The 18,565-nt window shown below is 41.3% G+C and carries 17 protein-coding genes; 3 read left to right on the top strand and 14 right to left on the bottom strand.

The genetic code is table 11. The features are described 5' to 3' along the window. Positions 1–58: 58 nt before the first annotated feature. On the bottom strand, positions 59–1,129 hold the full coding sequence (gene pdxA / locus ACEXOE_RS07595) for a 4-hydroxythreonine-4-phosphate dehydrogenase PdxA (protein ID WP_394748137.1): 1,071 nt from the start codon (positions 1,127–1,129) through the stop codon (positions 59–61). Between the two features lie 58 nt (positions 1,130–1,187). Between pdxA and ACEXOE_RS07590 the strand changes: the two genes are divergently transcribed. Continuing rightward, on the top strand, positions 1,188–1,775 hold the full coding sequence (locus tag ACEXOE_RS07590) for a riboflavin synthase (RefSeq protein WP_394748136.1): 588 nt from the start codon (positions 1,188–1,190) through the stop codon (positions 1,773–1,775). A gap of 175 nt (positions 1,776–1,950) precedes the next feature. Here ACEXOE_RS07590 and ACEXOE_RS07585 read toward each other — a convergent pair whose 3' ends face one another. Then, positions 1,951–3,387 carry a dihydrolipoyl dehydrogenase family protein gene (locus tag ACEXOE_RS07585; protein ID WP_394748135.1) on the bottom strand — a complete coding sequence of 479 codons (1,437 nt, stop codon included), beginning with the start codon at positions 3,385–3,387 and terminating at the stop codon, positions 1,951–1,953. Between the two features lie 152 nt (positions 3,388–3,539). Here ACEXOE_RS07585 and ACEXOE_RS07580 point away from each other — a divergent pair, with 152 nt between their 5' ends. Then, positions 3,540–4,526, top strand: a complete 987-nt coding sequence (locus tag ACEXOE_RS07580; RefSeq protein WP_394748134.1) for an alpha/beta fold hydrolase — start codon at positions 3,540–3,542, stop codon at positions 4,524–4,526. A gap of 63 nt (positions 4,527–4,589) precedes the next feature. On the opposite strand, the gene ACEXOE_RS07575 is transcribed toward ACEXOE_RS07580, so the two are convergent. From ACEXOE_RS07575 to ACEXOE_RS07550, 6 genes are all read right to left on the bottom strand, one after another. After that, positions 4,590–6,218, bottom strand: coding sequence for a S41 family peptidase (locus tag ACEXOE_RS07575; RefSeq protein ID WP_394748133.1), 1,629 nt, complete (start codon positions 6,216–6,218; stop codon positions 4,590–4,592). Next, a complete protein-coding gene (rnpA, locus tag ACEXOE_RS07570) occupies positions 6,202–6,597 on the bottom strand; it encodes a ribonuclease P protein component (RefSeq protein ID WP_394748132.1) in 396 nt (131 codons plus the stop codon). The genes ACEXOE_RS07575 and rnpA overlap by 17 nt, the downstream gene beginning before the upstream one ends. Positions 6,598–6,857: 260 nt before the next feature. Beyond that, the gene (locus ACEXOE_RS07565; RefSeq protein ID WP_394748504.1) at positions 6,858–8,708 is read right to left on the bottom strand and encodes a M1 family metallopeptidase; all 1,851 of its coding nucleotides are present in this window, start codon (positions 8,706–8,708) and stop codon (positions 6,858–6,860) included. A gap of 1 nt (position 8,709) precedes the next feature. After that, complete coding sequence (locus tag ACEXOE_RS07560) at positions 8,710–10,362, bottom strand: S8 family peptidase (protein WP_394748503.1); 1,653 nt, start codon at positions 10,360–10,362, stop codon at positions 8,710–8,712. 12 nt (positions 10,363–10,374) lie between these two features. Next, positions 10,375–11,235: an MBL fold metallo-hydrolase gene (locus ACEXOE_RS07555; protein WP_394748131.1), complete on the bottom strand. Its 861-nt coding sequence runs from the start codon at positions 11,233–11,235 to the stop codon at positions 10,375–10,377. A gap of 220 nt (positions 11,236–11,455) precedes the next feature. After that, entirely contained in the window at positions 11,456–11,689 is a 234-nt protein-coding gene (locus ACEXOE_RS07550) for a GTP-binding protein LepA (protein ID WP_394748130.1), read from the bottom strand. A 168-nt stretch (positions 11,690–11,857) separates the two neighbouring features. On the opposite strand from ACEXOE_RS07550, the gene ACEXOE_RS07545 reads away from it, so the two are divergent. Then, entirely contained in the window at positions 11,858–13,723 is a 1,866-nt protein-coding gene (locus ACEXOE_RS07545; RefSeq protein ID WP_394748129.1) for a cation:proton antiporter, read from the top strand. 28 nt (positions 13,724–13,751) lie between these two features. Here the strand turns inward: ACEXOE_RS07545 and lepA are convergent, their stop codons facing one another. The 6 genes from lepA to ACEXOE_RS07515 all read right to left on the bottom strand — a co-directional run bounded on the left by lepA (position 13,752) and on the right by ACEXOE_RS07515 (position 18,492). Then, the gene (gene lepA / locus ACEXOE_RS07540) at positions 13,752–15,548 is read right to left on the bottom strand and encodes a translation elongation factor 4 (RefSeq protein ID WP_394748128.1); all 1,797 of its coding nucleotides are present in this window, start codon (positions 15,546–15,548) and stop codon (positions 13,752–13,754) included. Between the two features lie 181 nt (positions 15,549–15,729). Beyond that, positions 15,730–15,942, bottom strand: coding sequence for a hypothetical protein (locus tag ACEXOE_RS07535; RefSeq protein WP_394748127.1), 213 nt, complete (start codon positions 15,940–15,942; stop codon positions 15,730–15,732). A 34-nt stretch (positions 15,943–15,976) separates the two neighbouring features. Further along, a complete protein-coding gene (locus tag ACEXOE_RS07530; protein WP_394748126.1) occupies positions 15,977–16,147 on the bottom strand; it encodes a hypothetical protein in 171 nt (56 codons plus the stop codon). A 17-nt stretch (positions 16,148–16,164) separates the two neighbouring features. Beyond that, a complete protein-coding gene (locus ACEXOE_RS07525; protein ID WP_394748125.1) occupies positions 16,165–16,365 on the bottom strand; it encodes a hypothetical protein in 201 nt (66 codons plus the stop codon). Further along, a complete protein-coding gene (locus ACEXOE_RS07520) occupies positions 16,362–17,759 on the bottom strand; it encodes a radical SAM protein (protein ID WP_394748124.1) in 1,398 nt (465 codons plus the stop codon). The genes ACEXOE_RS07525 and ACEXOE_RS07520 overlap by 4 nt, the downstream gene beginning before the upstream one ends. Further along, positions 17,731–18,492 carry a prolipoprotein diacylglyceryl transferase gene (locus tag ACEXOE_RS07515; protein ID WP_394748123.1) on the bottom strand — a complete coding sequence of 254 codons (762 nt, stop codon included), beginning with the start codon at positions 18,490–18,492 and terminating at the stop codon, positions 17,731–17,733. The genes ACEXOE_RS07520 and ACEXOE_RS07515 overlap by 29 nt, the downstream gene beginning before the upstream one ends. Positions 18,493–18,565 lie beyond the last annotated feature (73 nt).

Genomic DNA, 18,565 nt, shown 5'->3' with positions numbered 1-18,565 from the left:
CATTTAAAATAATTCCTTGAAGGATAGGAAGATACCCTTCCGAAAAAACCATGTATTCTTAATCACGCTTATTTTTTGATTTTGGTTTGGGCCTTGGCATCTTTTTTAACGGATTTTTGCTGAGTTCTTTAAACTCGCTCCGCTGCTTAAAAACTTTTAGCCCTGTAAATACTGCTTCCTTAAAAGAACTGTGATCCGCTTCTCCTTTCCCTGCAATCTCATACGCTGTACCATGGTCTGGGGAGGTTCGTACCCGATCAAGACCGGCCGTATAGTTTACTCCCTTTCCGAAGGATAATGTTTTAAAGGGAATTAAGCCTTGGTCGTGGTAGGCTGCAAGGATGGCATCAAAATTTTCAAAAGTCTTGGACCCAAAAAAGCTGTCTGCAGAATAGGGACCATAAACCAGATGTCCGTCATTGAACAACTCTTGGATTACGGGTTTCATGGTTTCGTCATCTTCCTTTCCAATAATGCCATTATCACCGCTATGGGGATTAATGCCCAAAAGGGCAATCTTGGGTTTCCGAATTCCGAAATCCATTTTCAAGGAATTTTCAATCACTGCTACCTTATTCTTAATCAGTTCCGGAGTAATGGCTTCCGAGACCTCCTTCACGGCCACATGATCCGTAAGCAAGCCAACCTTCAAGCTATCGGTCACCATAAACATAAGGCTTTTTCCTTCCAATTCCTGAGCCAGATAATCGGTATGTCCGGGGAACTTAAAGTCTTCCGCCTGAATGTTATTCTTGTTGATGGGCGCCGTGACCAGCAGATCGATTTCTTCCTTCTTTAACGCCTCAACGGCTGCTTTTAAGGATTTAATGGCATAGGTTCCTCCTTCTTTAGTGGCCTCCCCAAATTTTAATTGGGGTACCTCTTTCCATACATTCACGACATTGATTTTACCATCAATGGCTTTGGAGGCATTCTGGACCCCGTGATAGTTGATTTTTAAATCCAAGGCATTTTTCTGGGCGGCTATCGTTTTATTGGAAGCAAATAATACTGGAGTACAAAAATCCAACATTCTTTGGTCTTCAAATGTTTTAAGGGCTACCTCGCAGCCAATTCCATTTAAATCCCCAATGGAAATCCCCAATTTTATTTTTCCGTTTTCCTGCATGATATCTATGCCTTTATCTCTAAATTTACAACACAAAACTACTTAATTTAAACGACACATGTTTACGGGAATAATTGAAACTTTAGGAAGTGTACGACAATTGGAAAAAGATGGGGGAAATCTCCATATTACCGTACAATCTTCTTTGACTTCGGAACTGAAAATAGATCAAAGTGTGGCCCATAATGGCGTATGCCTTACGGTTGTTGCTTTAGATGGAGATTTGTATACCGTAACAGCAATCGAAGAAACCCTTGAAAAGACCAGTTTGAACGACTTAAAAGTAGGCGATGTGGTGAACTTGGAACGCGCCATGGTCATGGGCGCCCGATTGGATGGCCATATTGTACAAGGACATGTAGATCAAACGGGGCAGTGTACAGGTATTTCGGAAAAGGATGGAAGTTGGTTTTTTTCTTTTGAGTATGATTCCAGTTTGAACAATGTCACCATAGAAAAAGGATCCATTACTATTGATGGTACCAGTTTAACAGTGGTAGATTCTGGGCGAAATAGTTTTAGCGTGGCCATTATTCCATACACCTATGAACACACACGTTTTAATACCTATGAGGTGGGCACTCGTGTGAACTTGGAGTTCGATGTGATCGGGAAATATGTTTCCAAGTTGATGTCACAGCGGTAGGGTTCTCGATACCATTTCTTTTTTCATAGAAATCAAACGGACATTGTAGTACAAGCCTAGTGCTTCATTCCTAATCCCTCAAAAAACACCCCTAAAGTCCCCTCAAGGGGACAATACCCTATATACAAAATCTCACGTCACTTGGACAAGCGCAGCAGAACTATCAAGAAGCCAATCAATGCCATAAGCGAAACAGCGTTCTGGCTGCTTTTAATTTCCAGCCTGTTCTCGTACCGGCCATAAGGCCTCGGATCGCTTTTTGGTTGATCCTTGTAGCCACAGGATAGGGATAGACCCTGCTCTCCAATGTACGTGCTGGGATTTTGGCGTGTTTGGCCAGCTCCATTTCCTGCATCAACTCCCCAGCTTGGGGAGCGATCATACTCCCGGATAACAATCGCTTTCGTCCAATGTTCTTGTTTCCATCGAACCAGAGCGATACATGTCCGTAGGTATAGTCCTGTAATATGGCTCGATCGTCGTGCTCAAAATTTTGATCCTGTCTGTAATGGGCGACCCCTTGATCCTGCAATTGTTTTTCTACCAAACCAAAATGCGCCACTTGGGGGTCCGTAAAGGTGACCCAACTTAAATTGGCCCAACTGTTCTTTTTCCGGAATAGGGGAATCAACAAATTTCTCCAAAGTTGTATCACCATTTTCTCTGCCCCATGCGAAAACATATAAGAGCCGGCAGCATCACCTACGACATATACTTTTTTATTGGTGCTCTGTAAGTAATCGTTCACCTGTATTTTCCCTCTTTCGGTCAAGGCGACACCCCCCTTTTCCAAATCCATTCCCTTGGTGTTCACCACACGACCAATAGATACCAATGTGGCATCACAGGGAACTTCTATCTGCTCTCCCGTTTTGGCTTGCACTAGGGCCTTTCCATCTTTGAAGGCCATAACCTGGGCATTATTTAGGGTGGTAATGCCTTCTTTTTCAAACACCTCTTCCAGAATACGAGAAACCTTCTCAGGTTCGTTTTTTAAGAGTCGATCCCCCCTGTTGACTATAGTTACTTTAGACCCAAACCGACTGAAAGCCTGCCCCAATTCGCATCCTATAGGGCCTCCTCCTATGACTACAAAATGCTCCGGCAATTCCCTACAGTCAAAAAAAACGGTCTCATTGGTATATACGGCCACCGTATCCATACCTTCTATCTGTATTTTCCTCGGAGAAGACCCTGTACAAAGTAAAATGAGCTTTGCGCTAAACCTAGCATCCCCAACCTGTATGACTTCCTTAGAAATAAATCGCGCCTCCCCAATGACGACATCAATGCCCTTTGCTCTAAGGGCTGCTGCATCTTCCGTAGCTTTGATATGGTCTTGAAGGCTATGGATATGATCTAGGATTTTCCCCATATCTGCCTTTCCATCCACTTTAAGTCCAAAAGGTTGGGCTAATTTTGCTTGATGGAATTGATGTGCCAAATGAATCAGGGCCTTGCTGGGAACACATCCAAAATTGGTGCAATCGCCACCAAAGTTGTTTTCGTTTTTTTCAATCATAAGGGTTTTTAGTCCCAGCATATTGGCCACACCGGAGTTACCGAGTCCGGCACTACCAGCTCCAATAACAATCACATCATATTTTTCCATAGCTTTTCTTTGAATTAATTCTCGCTACTAATTTGAATTCATTTCATTCATCAAAATTCCCTTGAACTGATAAATGGTATTCAAAATCTAAAAACGGATTAAAAATAGTACTTTTAGGCTCCTTCTGTTAGAACTACCCTTAAATAGATGCTATGACGTTAAACTGGAGCCATAAAACACTTTTATTTGGACTATTACTGCTGGGATCATTACTATCCTGTAAAAACCCAACGGCCAAAAAAGATACCCTAGAAAATGCGAAGGTGACACTTCCTTCCTACGGTCATTTTAAAGGTGCAGATGATCTGGATATCTTTTATCAAATCAAGGGAAAAGGGAAAGATACTCTGGTTATTGTACACGGGGGCCCCGGAATGGATAGTGAATATATGGTGGCCGACTTTGAACCTTTGGCCCAAAAGCATACCTTAATCTATTATGATCAACGTGGTGGAGGTCGTTCCAGTTTACCCGAAAATACCGATTTATTACATATTGATCGCCATGTGGAAGACCTTGAAGCTCTTCGTTCCTATTTTAAACTCGATCGGTTAAAGATCATTGGGCACTCCTTTGGACCTATGGTTGTAGCAAAGTACGCTATAGCATACCCCCAACAACTCGAAAAAATGGTGTTTTTAGGGCCTGTTCCACCCATGCAAGGCGACTTTTTTGCCCAATATGGCGCAAATCTGGCCAAACGCCTATCTCCAGAACAATTGGAAGAAATGGGTGCACTCAATAATGCAATGCTCACCGGGGATGACCCTAAAAAGGCTTGTCAAGAATTTTGGAAGATCGGTTTAATTCCACGATTGGCCAAAGGATTGCCCATTTCCGTGGTGAAGGGCGATTGCTGTGCCGCTCCTGCCGAAGCCATTCGCTATGGTATGGGAACCACGAATGCAACCACATTCGGTTCTTTGGGAAATTGGGATTTGCGCCCGGATTTAGCCAAAGTCAATACCAAAACATTGATTTTGCACGGGGAAGAAGAAGCCATTCCGATGGATATGGTCACCACTTGGACAACAGCTTTGCCCAATGCAACTTTGATCAAGGTTCCCAATGCCGGGCATTTCTCTTATGTGGAGCGACCAGATATCGTATGGCCGGCTATTGAAGCGTTTCTGAAATAGCCTACTTTTCCCAACCCAGTTAGATAGGAGAGATCAACTCTTCTTGAACTTACTTTAGGTTTCTTACTGTAAAATGCCGTTGTACTTCCCTTCATTGGCCAACAATGCCGTTGCCGTAAGGATGGCATCGTCATGCTTTAGATAATGATCATATAGGCCTTCCCGATAGAAATAGCGCTTTACAATCTCATCTTCCAAGTTTTTTTGGATCTCTTTCTGATGGGTATCCAGCGCAGTAATCTTACTCTTATTGATTTCGGACAATAGGGATCGATAGCTTTCGGTTACCTTATCTCCAAAAACAAGCTCATCTTTTCCATTCATTGCCTTTTTCAATGCCTTTTCTGTACTTGTTTCAAAGTTGAAATCGCTTTGGGATACAAATTTTTTGAAATTGCTAAAATCCTTGTCCGTAAAACTAAAATCGCTGAGCTTACCAACACTGTTGTTATAATGATACTTTGTAGCATAATCAAAAATGACATTATTGCTCAGAAGGGCAGTAGTCAGGGAATTGGTCTGTAAGGTATTGATTTCGATATCGGGCAATACTCCGCCCCCATCTTGTACTTTGCGGCCATTGCGTGTAGTAAAGTCATTGAATTTAGAAGTGCGTACGGCATCTCCATTTTCGTCCCTGTTCCAATAATCCAGTGCCTGGATACATCTTCCAGAGGAGGTATAATAGCGTGAGATAGTCACTTTTAATTGTGTTCCGTAGGTTAATCTCAAAGGGCGCTGTACCAGTCCTTTTCCAAAACTACGGGCGCCTATGATAACGGCACGATCCAAATCTTGAAGGCTTCCCGATACGATCTCACTGGCAGATGCACTTCTACCATTCACCAAAACCACAAGTGGAATATTCTCATCTATCGCCTTATTTTTTGTTCTATAGGATCTATTGAATTTTTTAACCTTGGATTTTGTGGTTACGATCAATTCTCCTTTGGGAACAAAGAGATTGGTCACATTGATTGCTTCGGACAATAGTCCTCCCGGATTTCCACGTAAATCTAAAATAATCTTTTCGGCACCTTCATTTTTTAAATTGACCAACGCTTCTTTGGTCTGTGCAGAAGCTTTTCGGTTAAACTTTGCCAGTACAATATATCCCGTTTTGTCGTCCACCATTTTATAATACGGCACGGCATCTACTTCAATGGCCTCTCTTTTTATGGTAGTTTTTTTAGTTTCCCCTTGTCTTCTGTAGGTCACCTCAACACTAGTATTGTTTGCGCCTTTTAGCAATTCTCCGGCATCATCTTTAAAGTCGATAATATTGATATCGCCAATTTTCACGATTTCGTCTCCGGCCTTAAGTCCGGCCTTATCCGCGGGATAGTCCTTATAGGGCTCAATAATCAGTAGTTTATCCTGATAGGAACGTACCGAAGCCCCTATCCCGGAATATTCCCCCGCATTATTGATTCGATATTCCTCTACATCTTGTTCATTGAGAAATTTAGTATAGGGATCTAAATCCTCTAACATGTTCTTTATTGCCGTGTCCATCAACTCTCCGGGATTCGTTTCATCCACATAGTTCATGTTCAGCTCCTTGAATAAAGTGGTGAAGATTTCGATCTGTTTGGCAATTTCAAAAAAATCACTTTTAAAACTACTCCCTACTACCAAAAAAGTAAGGGCTAAAACAGGAACCAAAACCCTTTTCTTAACTATTTTTCCCATCGTTGATTTGTATTATAAATTTTTGAAGAATATCGATCATATTTCTTTCTACCTTCTCGTAAGGAGGTATATCTTTCCCAAGATATAAAAATAGAAACGCAAAGTTTCCCTCTATGTTGTTAAAAAGAAGTGGTTTCTGCAATCGATAACTTTCCCGCAGCAAACGCTTGATCCGATTTCTGTCCACTGCTTTCTTAAATTTTCTTTTGGGAACCGTCACACCTGCCTGTATGCTAATGCCTTCGGGTAGTTTCGTCTCTAGATAAATGAGCTTTAGGGGATATTTGGAAATGCTCTTCCCCTCTTCGAATAACTTTCCGATAAGTTTTCGACTCTTTAATTTTTCTTCTTTGGGAAAGGTATGGTCTTCCTTCTTCATGGGCATTTCATTCTTCAATACGTTGAAATACAATCAAAAATAAGCTTTCTTTTTTAAGATGTGGCCGCCTTCTTGGGCCCAGTTGCAACTCCCCCATTATAACTTAGTTTTGATGGTACAGGAACCTTTCTATCTGATTCATAGCACAGATTATTCTAGAAAGAACACCAATTCTAGGGATGGCATTATGCTATTAAAAAAACTGCCCAAAATCATCTCGTATATGATTTTGGGCAGTTTGCAACACTATGTTTTATCGTTTACTTCTGGTAAACGTTGTTCTCCTGATTGACATCGGCCATCAATTGCGATGGATCTATGACAATAGCTTTGATGCTACTTTTAGGTTTGTTGATCGTAAAATCGTACGTAGGATATGCCCAAGCCCAATCCGGCAACACCGTTCTTGAGATATTGGGGTACGGATTGTCTTTTTCACCTCTCATAATCTGCAATGGGGCATAAAAAGTTTCCCGGGTATCGTCTTCATAAATCACCAAAACATCTATAGGCATTGGCATAAGGCCTTTACGTTCCAACTGTACTTTTGTTTTCCCATCTTCCTCAGAAACCCCTTTAATACCATAGTCTATGGTATTCGTAGTCTGCGTCCAATCAATAAGGTACCAATCCAATTCCATTCCAGAGACTTTTTCCGCTGTTCTTTTGATATCATTGGGGACAGGGTGCTTAAATTTAAAGTCGTTGAAATACTTCTGTACCGTCTGTATCAATTTATCTTGACCGATGACATAGCCTAATTGGGACAAAAATATAGACCCTTTACCATAGGCAGAAGTGCCATAGGCCGAATTTAAGTGATACCGGTCTGCATGTGTGGTCTGCGGCTGTTCCGTACCAGAATTGGCTAAGTTTATATAACCTCTATACGACCCTTGAAAAGGATTGTCTCTTTTTTGATTCATGACCTCATTCATGCATAGGCTGGAAATAAATGACGTAAAGCCTTCGTCCATCCATTCATGCTTTCCTTCGTTGGTGGCCAAAATATGCTGGAACCAAGAATGCGCCATTTCGTGTACCGTCACACCTACCAGGCTTCCAAAGGAGCGTTCTCCTGTAATGAGCGTACTCATGGCATACTCCATTCCTCCATCTCCTCCTTGGATTACGGAATACTGTTTGTAAGGGTATTTCCCCACATTTTTGCTGAAAAACTGCATGGTTTCCGCAGTTTTTGGTTGTAATTTTTTCCAGTTATCCTTGATTTTCGGATTGTCCTTGTACAAGAAATGAAGCATAGGTCCATTTTCTACTTGCAGGGTATCATGAAGATATTCCGGATCGGCTGCCCACATAAAGTCGTGCACCATGGGGGCTTTAAAGTGCCAAGTCAAGGTCTTTCCTTTTTGCTTTTTTACCTTAGTTCCCGGCGCCTCATATCCATGTCCTATTTCCTGTGGGTTCTGTAGATATCCACTTCCACCTACAACATACTTCTTATCTATGGTCAATTTTACATCAAAATCTCCCCAAACCCCATGAAATTCCCTAGCGATATAGGGTGTAGCATGCCAGCCTTCAAAATCGTATTCTACCATTTTTGGATACCACTGACTCATAGAAAGCGCTACACCTTCTTTACTATTGCGTCCTGAACGACGAATTTGTAAAGGTACCTGCCCTTTAAAAGTCATATCCAAGGTAGTTTTTCCACCAGCCGGAATAGGTTTCGCCAAATCTACCACAAGAATAGTCCCTTCTTCATTGATCTGTGCTGTTTGCCCATCTTGTTTCAAAGATGTCACATGCAAGTATCCTATTTCAGCAGGGGATAAGCTTGCTATTCTACTTTTTCCATTGGACATCATTCTAGGATCTGGATCTTTAATGCTTTGCAAGCGCACATCCATTTCGCTTCCTGGTTGAAAAGCGTTGAAATACAGATGATAATACACCCTGCTCAATTCATCTGGAGAGTTATTGGTATAGACCAGCTTTTGAGTTCCTGTATATTGGTAATTCTCCACGTTCATATCCACTTCCATGGTATAATCTACATGTTGCTGCCAATAATTGGTCCTGTTCTGTGCCCAAATTGTGGTAGTACAGGTAACGATAATCGCTAAAAAACTTGTGATACCCTTCATTTTATTTTGCATTCTTTTGTAGTTTAATTTTTCCCTTTGCCACATTGTCCGCCATAATCAAAGCATTGTAGGCATTGGCCATTTTACCTGATTTTGAAGCTCCATCAAAAGACATGGATTTCGATGGATCTCCCCCTAAAATCACAGCGGATTTTGAAGAAAGTCCCGATTCCATAATAATATGTTTTACCTGGGAGGCCGTTAACTTTGGATATTGAGATCGCACCAAGGCAGCAATTCCCGCCACTCCAGGAGCGGCCATAGAAGTTCCTCCTATGGTTTCATACGTATCTTCCGGGAAGGTAGAATAAATCTGGGCCCCAGGCGCAAAAGTATCTACGTTAATGGCACCATAGTTGGAGAAGGTAGCTACCATTTCCGATCCATATTTATGTGCCAAAGCCCCTACAGTAATGACGTTATCTGCAATCTCAGCACCATTGTTTACCTGATCATTAAAAAAATTGGGGTTTTTGGGATCGTCTAGATTTACACCATCATTACCCGCAGCATGTACGATCAGTACATCTTTGGAGGCAGCATATTTTATAGCATCATACACCCAATCCGCATTGGGAGAAAAGGATTTTCCAAAGCTACAGTTAATAATTTTTGCTCCATTATCAACCGCATAGCGAATCCCTAGTGCCACATCTTTATCGTATTCATCCCCATTGGGAACACAGCGAACACTCATAATGGCCACATTATTGGCCACGCCATTGGCACCTTTCCCATTATTGCGTTCTGCTGCGATAATTCCGGCAACGTGTGTTCCATGGCTTTCATCGGCATATCTACTTTGTGGATTTCCATTCCCATAATTGGTATCTGTAATATCATAAGGATTATCCCCCACTACCGTTCTTCCTTTGAAATCTACATTATAATTGTAGTTTAGCCGCTCCGCAATACTTTTTAGGTCCCCATCGATCAATTTGATTACTTCAGGAATACTTTCGCCAAAATTGAACATCTGCGTAAGGATACCAACATTCTGTTGCATGGCCTGATCTTTGGGCTTAATTCCGGCAACATCTTCTTTGGTATATTCTTTTTTTCCTAAATGTTCTTGTACTGCTTTATCGGCATTCTTTACGGCTTGGGAAATCTGCTCCAATTGTTGTTTGTTCTGGAGCAATGGTGCCCTTCCTTCATCAAAGGCCTTCTTAGCCGCAGCTTGCATGCTGGCATCTCCTAGCTTTAATTGAAGAATTCTCGCCAGTTCCAACTGCTCATTGTAGGATTCGCCTAAAAAATTATAGCCATGGATATCATCGATATAACCGTTGTTATCATCATCTTTATTATTCCCTGGAATTTCTTTTTTGTTGGTCCAGATCACATCATCCAAATCTTCATGCTCTAAATCTATTCCCGAATCCAATACAGCAACAATAACCTTTGTCCCTTTCTTATTCCCAATAATTTCTTTGTAGGCTTTATCTACACTCATTCCCGGAATCGTGTCCGTAAGCAAATCGGCATGTCCCCAATTCTTTTTTTCTGACTCTGTCAATTCAGAAATTTTCAAAGGAATGGCATCAATATTTTTAACTGGAGTTGATACTAAGGTAGGGCTACCTCCACAGCCAACAAGGCTTATTGCAGTAGCGCAAATTCCTAAAACAAATCGGTAAGATTTCATATTCATCATCATTATATATTAAGTAAAAAGTTCATTAAAGGTATGTATTTCCTTATAGCGTACTCCTTTCTCCGTATGCTGTAGGGTACAAATTTCGTTATGGGCATCGTGCTCAAAGAACAGATAGTATTCTTCTTTCACCGCTTTCTCCAAGAAAATCCCTTTCTCTGATACTGTAAGCAAAGGCCTTGTATCATATCCCATGACATAGGGCAGGGGAATATGCCCAACCGTTGCGATCAAATCCGCCATAAAAACCAAGGTCTTTCCCTGGTATTGGATATGGGGCAACATTTGCTTTTCCGTATGACCATCTACAAATAGGATACCAAAATCCAATTCCGAATTTTCAAGAAAAGCATTTTCCCCTCGGGAAACAAAGCTCAACTGACCACTTTCTTCCATGGGCAATAAGTTCTCTTTAAGGAAAGAGGCTTTTTCTCTTGGATTGGGATTTATGGCCCATTCCCAATGGGATTTATTGGTCCAATAGGTCGCATTTTTAAAGGCAGGCTCGTAACCTGTGCGATCCTTATTCCATTGTACACTTCCGCCACAATGATCAAAATGCAGATGTGTCATAAATACATCGGTGATGTCATCGGGGTGAAACCTTGCTTTTTTTAGCGAATTCTCCAGTGTAAAATCTCCCCAACGATAATAATACCCAAAAAATTTATCGGATTGCTTATTTCCTAATCCCGTATCGATAAGAATTAAACGGTTGCCTTCTTCGATCAAGAGACTACGTGCTGCAATATCGATCATATTATTGGCATCCGCAGGATTGGTTCTATTCCAAATAGATCGGGGAACCACTCCAAACATTGCCCCTCCATCTAGTTTAAAATTACCAGTTTCAATAGGATATAATTTCATTCTTTCTAATAAAAGTTTCGCAAAATAAGAAAAGTGTAATGGATATGAGACAGATATTGCCTTTATTCCTACTTTTTTAACACCTCTTTCACCATTTTTGGTGGTAATGGGCCATGCAATTGTTGTCCAAAATAAATCATGGACATGATTTTCCGGACAAGTAGGAGGCCTTCCTCTCTATGAATGAAACTGTAATATTATCGGGATAAGAAAGGATACGTTAGCCCTTAAAGGGTTCCGTTTGGACGATTTCTACAGCAATATCATCCGCTGCGACAGGGTAATTTTCTCCTGCCAATAGTTTAAAAAAGTGAATGGAAGATTCTCGAATAATTTTCCCTTTTACCATATCCATATCTATTTCTCCACTTTCCTGTCTCCATGTAAAACAAGAATGTTGTTCGATCTGAATAATTTTATGGGTCGTTCGGAATTCGGCAATGTATGTCGTCATAAATTGGGGGATTGGATGTACGAATAAACGTTGCAAAACTAAATATATTCTATCTGTTTTACAATAGTCCTATTTCTCCTCTTTTTAGTCTTCTTTTGGAAAGCACCCTTACCCCGTAACTATTCCTTTTTAAAATAAAAAGCAGTATTTTTCCTAAAAATTCGTAGCATGGTAGAACTTGCAGGTATCATTATCCTTGGAATAATTGCACAATGGGTAGCTTGGCGATTAAAATTACCTGCCATTTTACCCCTTATACTCATTGGCCTGCTTGTGGGTCCCATAGCTACCTTGTTCACGGAGGATGGCGCTAAAATTATTGCACCCATTTGGAATGGCGAAAAGGGCTTGTTCCCTGGGGAGAGCCTCTATTATTTTGTTTCATTGGCCATAAGTATTATTCTTTTTGAAGGAGGACTCACTTTAAAACGTTCCGAAATTGCGAATGTAGGCCCCGCCATCACAAAATTGATTACGCTGGGATCACTGGTCACTTTTCTAGGGGGAGGTTTGGCCGCACATTATGTTTTTGATCTAAGTTGGCAAATCTCTTTTCTTTTTTCTGGATTAATTATAGTCACAGGTCCCACGGTGATCACCCCTATTTTGAGAAATATTCCTTTAAAAAAGGATATTTCGGCCGTCTTAAAATGGGAAGGCATTCTTATAGACCCTATCGGAGCTTTGGTAGCGGTTCTGGTGTTTGAGTTTATCAGTGTGGGAGAAGGACATGCTTTTACCAAAACAGCCTTTGTGGAGTTTGGTAAAATTCTCCTTTTCGGCGCTACTTTTGGTTTTACTTTTGCCCATGCCTTGGCTTTTGCCATAAAAAAAAGACTTATTCCCCATTATTTACTCAATGTAGTCTCGCTCTCCACCGTACTTTTGGTTTTTGTGCTCTCCGATAGCTTTGCACACGAATCAGGTCTATTGGCTGTTGTGGTCATGGGTATGGTCATGGGAAATATTGACTTACCCAATCTTAAGGAACTGCTCTACTTCAAGGAATCCCTCAGCGTGTTGCTGATCTCTATTCTTTTTATACTGCTCTCCGCAAATATCAATATGAGTGATTTGGAGTTGATCTATACTTGGAACACAGCCCTGCTTTTTGCCTTGGTCATTTTTGTGATACGCCCCCTTGGAGTCTTCCTTAGCACCTCTGGTTCCAGCCTAAAGTTCAAAGAAAAACTTTTTATCAGTTGGGTAGGCCCAAGAGGTATTGTGGCCGCGGGTATTGCTTCCTTATTTGGGTCCAAATTATTGCTTTTGGAAGAACCTGGGGCAGAATACATTACTCCTCTTGTGTTCATGATCGTACTGGGTACGGTTCTGCTCAATGCTACCACTGCCCGGATTTTTGCTCAAATGGTGGGTGTCTTTCTAAAGAAGTCCGAGGGCATTCTTATCATTGGCGCCTCCAAGGTTTCCCGTCTGATTGCACACTATCTCCATCAAAACAAACGCCATGTGGTATTGATCGATAACAACCAGGCCAACATCAACAAAGCTAAAAAATTGGGATTGGAAGCCATGACCGCCAATATCTATTCCGATAGCCTACAAGACAATATAGAGCTTAACGATATGGGATATCTTATGGCGTTGACCGGAAATGCGGAAATCAATACGTTCGCCCTTGATAAATTCAAAGATCAATTTGGAGAAAATGGTGCTTTTCGATTGGTCAATAGTGACGAGATGAAAGATCCTCAAAATAATCCGGAAGAAGGTTTATTCTCCCATACGGATGACTTTATCAAACTCATGGATGCTGTACGTAAATATCCGGCGATACATGAAATTGATATACAGCATAAAGATCATTACGACAGCCTTATTGCCCGTACGCAAAAGGACAATGATATTATTCCCGTCTTTACGAAATCTCCGGACGGGAGTATCGATATCATTCATGCGAACAATACCGATTTTGTTCCTTCAGGAGAAGGCTACAAATTAGTTTATCTTGGAAAGGCTCTTGATATAGAGGGCATCTCCCTTACGAAACAAGAAGGGGAAGACGAAAACTAAATATCTCGCTCATATTTCTCCTTCGGAATCAATCATTGAGCTTCAAAACCGCCATAAATGCTTGTTGCGGAATTTCCACATTCCCTACTTGACGCATCCGTTTCTTTCCTTTCTTTTGTTTTTCCAAAAGCTTTCGTTTACGGGAAATATCTCCTCCGTAACATTTGGCAGTAACATCCTTCCTTAGGGCCTTAATCGTCTCTCTGGAAATAATTTTGGAACCAATAGCAGCTTGAATCGGAATGTCAAATTGTTGCCTTGGGATAAGTTCCCGAAGCTTCTCGCACATTTTTTTCCCAATGTTTGTGGCATTGTCAAAATGAATCAATGCAGATAGTGCATCCACAGGTTGTGCATTTAATAGGATATCTACACGCACCAATTTGGAAACGCGCATGCCAATAGGTGCATAATCAAAGGAAGCATACCCTTTGGATACCGTTTTAAGTCGGTCATAAAAATCAAATACAATTTCAGCGAGGGGCATATCAAAATTCAACTCCACCCGTTCCGTGGTCAAGTAGGTTTGATTGGTAATAAGTCCTCTTTTTTCAATACAGAGCGACATCACATTCCCTACAAAATCTGACTTTGTGATGATGGTTGCCTTGATAAAAGGTTCTTCTACACGATCAACCGTAGAAGGGTCTGGCAAATCGCTAGGGTTGTTTACAATCAAGGGAGTCTCCGGATCTTTCCGGGTAAAGGCGTGGTAGCTTACGTTAGGTACGGTAGTAATTACCGTCATATCGAACTCCCGTTCCAAACGCTCTTGAATAATTTCCATATGCAGCATCCCCAAGAATCCGCAGCGGAATCCAAAACCGAGGGCGGCACTACTTTCGGGTGTAAAGACCAGGGAGGCATCATTTAACTGCAATTTTTCCATGGACGACCGCAATTCTTCAAAATCTTCCGTATCCACCGGATAGATCCCTGCAAAAACCATAGGTTTTACATCTTCAAAACCTTCAATGGCATTGCTGGTAGGGTTGGCGGCATCCGTAATGGTGTCTCCCACTTTTACTTCCCGGGCATCCTTTATTCCCGTGATCAAATATCCAACGTCCCCGGTAGCAATGCTTTTCTTGGGAACCTGGTTCAATTTTAGGGTGCCGACTTCATCGGCAAAATAATCTTTATTGGTAGCGACAAATTTTATCTTTTGTCCCTTGGTAATAGCACCATTGATCACTCTAAAATAGGTTTCTACACCTCTGAATGGGTTATATACCGAATCAAAAACCAAAGCTTGTAAAGGTTCCTCTGGATTACCTTCGGGTGCAGGAACCCGTTCAATGACTGCCTTTAATATCTCCTTAATCCCAATTCCCGTTTTAGCACTGGCCGGGATAACTTCTTCGGGGTCACAGCCCAAAAGATCCACAATATCATCCGTAACTTCTTCGGGGTTGGCACTGGGAAGGTCTACTTTGTTCAATACCGGAATAATCTCCAAATCGTTTTCTAAAGCCAAATACAAATTGGAAATCGTCTGGGCTTGTATACTTTGTGCTGCATCTACCACCAATAAGGCTCCTTCACAAGCAGCAATAGATCGGGACACCTCATAGGAAAAATCCACATGCCCCGGAGTATCGATCAGGTTAAGGATATATGTTTCCCCCTCAAGGGTATATTCCATCTGAATCGCATGACTTTTAATGGTGATCCCACGTTCCCGTTCCAAATCCATATTATCCAAAAGTTGGTTTTGCTCTTCCCGCTCTGTAGTCGTTCCGGTAAAACTCAATAACCTATCGGCCAAGGTACTTTTACCATGATCGATATGTGCTATAATACAGAAGTTCCTAATGTTTTTCATGCAAATTCCCTTTATTTATCCGCTTTAATCGGCATCGGATTTTAAGTGACTGCAAATATAGTGCAAAATCCATGGGATATTCCGCTTTTTAATGACAAGCTAGTGTTTATCTCCGATTAAAAAACACATTAGGGCATCTTCTAGCAGCATCAGATTCAAACCATTGCGGGAATTGTAATTTTTAGAATACGCCGGCCAAACCTCCACAAACCCCCAAGCTGATCAATAAATAGACCCCCGCCAGAATAAAGAAAATCTTGGCGGCCTTTTTCTTCTGTTTCGATCGAAGAATAAACCCGATGATTAAAAACAAAAGCGCTGGCCCAAACATAATGAATAGAATAAGGGCAAAAAGGCCATCTAAATTGCCAACTTCCCAAGGAATTGTTTTCATAAGGCATCTATTTAGTGTTCATCAAAGATGTATTTCAAATATTGGACAACAAGAGACCACAAGTACCTAAGCCTATGATAAGGTAGATTCCCGCAATGATAAAGAGGAGCTTGGCCAATTTCTTTTTTTGTTCCCTCCAAACTACCATCCCTGTAATGATCAGCATCAATGCCGGACCAAGCAATAGAATCAAAAGTATAGTCATCGCAATGCTATTTTAAGTTATCCTCCGATACCACATAATCCTGCACCTATTAAAAGTACAATCCCCGCGATCATTAAAGTCTTTTTGGCGGCCTTCCTTTTTTTGGCTATGGCTAAAATCAAAGCCAACAACAATAGTATTGGGGTTGCCAAAAGAATGACAAAACCAAAAAAGGCGGTATCGCTTACTCTAAACTCAAGAGGCAGGTTTGGTATCATATCTCAGCTTCCTGTTGCAATTCCTTGAGGCGCTCTATTTTATCATCCCTGTAAAACAAATTCATGGTTTCAAAAGGAATGATTTTATAATCTTTATTGACAATATGCACACAAGATTTTTTAATGGCCCGAACATCAAAATTATGAGCGTCTATAAATTGCATAATAATAATTCTAAATAGATTATCATAGCCCAATTCGGGAGCATCAATTTCTGGCAAACAGCACATGATGCTCTTTAGGTTTTCCGAGGCTTTCTCTACGGAATTTCCCGTACTGAACAATTCGATCATTTTTCCGTGCAAAGCTTCATCTTGCTCATATATGATGGTATTCTTCCCTTCATTCAACAAATCTTCTGGATTAATATAACGGGTCAAAGGCGTTACCTCATTTCCCAGTTTTAAAGCATAACCCATAACCAAGGCATCTGGATTACAGGGTACGGGAATAAGGTCATCGCTCTCAAAAATAGAGGATTGCTCTAAAATATTTCGGCGTACTTCCGTTAAGGTAATCCGATGATCATCTGCCTCAAAATTTTCCAAACGTCCGGCCACCTGTGTAGGCTGAAAAGTAACCCCTCGTACCGCCTGTTGCTTTAAGGCAAAATCTATGGTCGCACCCATTTCAGCATCGTTCAATCCCTTTTGTAAGGTAACGACCAGTGTGGTAGAAAGGTTCAAGCGGTTCAGATGCTCCAATGCCTGTAATCGGGTCTCTGCTAAATCGGCTCCTCGTAATCGCTGTAATACGGTATTGTCCAAAGAATCAAATTGAAGGTAAATTTCAAAATCCGGGGCATAGGAGGCCAGACGTTCCGCAAAGGCAAAGTCCTTTGCGATTTTAATGCCATTGGTATTGACCATCAAATGCCTGATGGGTAGGGATTTTGCATAATCCAAGATTTCAAAAAACTGAGGATGTATCGTAGGTTCCCCTCCGCTAATTTGCACCACATCGGGTTCCCCTTCATTTTTCACAATTACATCGAGCATCGTTTTAATCTCCTCCAAACTACGATGACGCCCGTAGGTAGGTGAAGAAGAGGCATAACAAGTGGGACAGGTAAGGTTGCAACGATCGGTGACCTCCACTACCGTAAGGCAAGAATGCTGTTCGTGATCTGGACATAGGCCACAGTCATACGGACAACCATAATCTGTTTTGGTATTAAAGGTTTTGGGATACTCTGACTTTTTATTGTAATTCCGAATATTCTTATAGTATTCAATATCATCGGCAATAAGCACTTTTGATCTCCCATGCTCTCTACAGTTTTTCAGCATATACACCTTGGCATTTTCAAAAATAATCTTGGCATCCACCCTTCGCAAGCATTCCGGGCAAAGGCTCATGGTGAAGTCATAATAGGTGTAGTTTCTTGTTGGCATATTGGATGGCTTTTCCGATGGTTTTATAGTAGTACCCAAAACAAATTAAGCATAAATATTGAATGCTGCTCAATCCAAGGAATAAAAATGTATTTGGCTTAATGAATTCAATGGCAAAGCGAAAACCAAAGTAGGCCAGCATAAAGACCTTGAACAGGGTGCCGTTTTCAAGCTGATCGGAATAGTGTTGAAGTTTCTTTATTCCCATGAACAAGAAGAACAGGAATACCAATTCATAGAGCGAAGTAGGATGGCGTAACAGTCCATCTCCCAAGTCCATTCCCAAGAAAAAAGTAGTTTCGGTTCCATAGGTAAACTCATGGGTGCCCGAAAGAAAACAGCCCAAGCGCCCAATACCAATGCCTAAAATTAGCGGTAGGGTAAACAAGTCGCCCGAAGATTGTTTTTCTCCAATGATCTTTTTAGCCAACTCTACCCCCAACAATCCTCCAAAGAGTCCGCCCATAATGGTTTTATTGTTCAATAGGGCCAATATGCCCTGCGTGGCATGAAGCGGAGGGTTTTCTAAAAAGGCCATTCCCCTGGACAGGAACAAGGCCCCGAAAACAGCCCCTATAATAATGGACAGGCGATTTAAACTGGAAATGCTATCATTGCTCTTTTTACGTAAGCGCACATAATACCGAAAGCCTACAAAAAAAGCCAAATACTCCAGTATCAAATGGATGTTCAGTTTAGTATCAAAGAGTACAGGTTCATAAGGAATATCCATACTTATGGGGTTGCGCTTTGCTTATTTTGTTTGGTCTAATCGTTTGCTCTCTATTGGAGTGAGTCTAATAGCT

This window comes from Spongiimicrobium salis (assembly GCF_043678055.1).
Lineage (GTDB): Bacteria > Bacteroidota > Bacteroidia > Flavobacteriales > Flavobacteriaceae > Spongiimicrobium > Spongiimicrobium salis.
The sequence above is the reverse complement of the archived record's forward strand: the minus strand, read 5'-3'. Positions and strand labels throughout refer to the sequence as shown.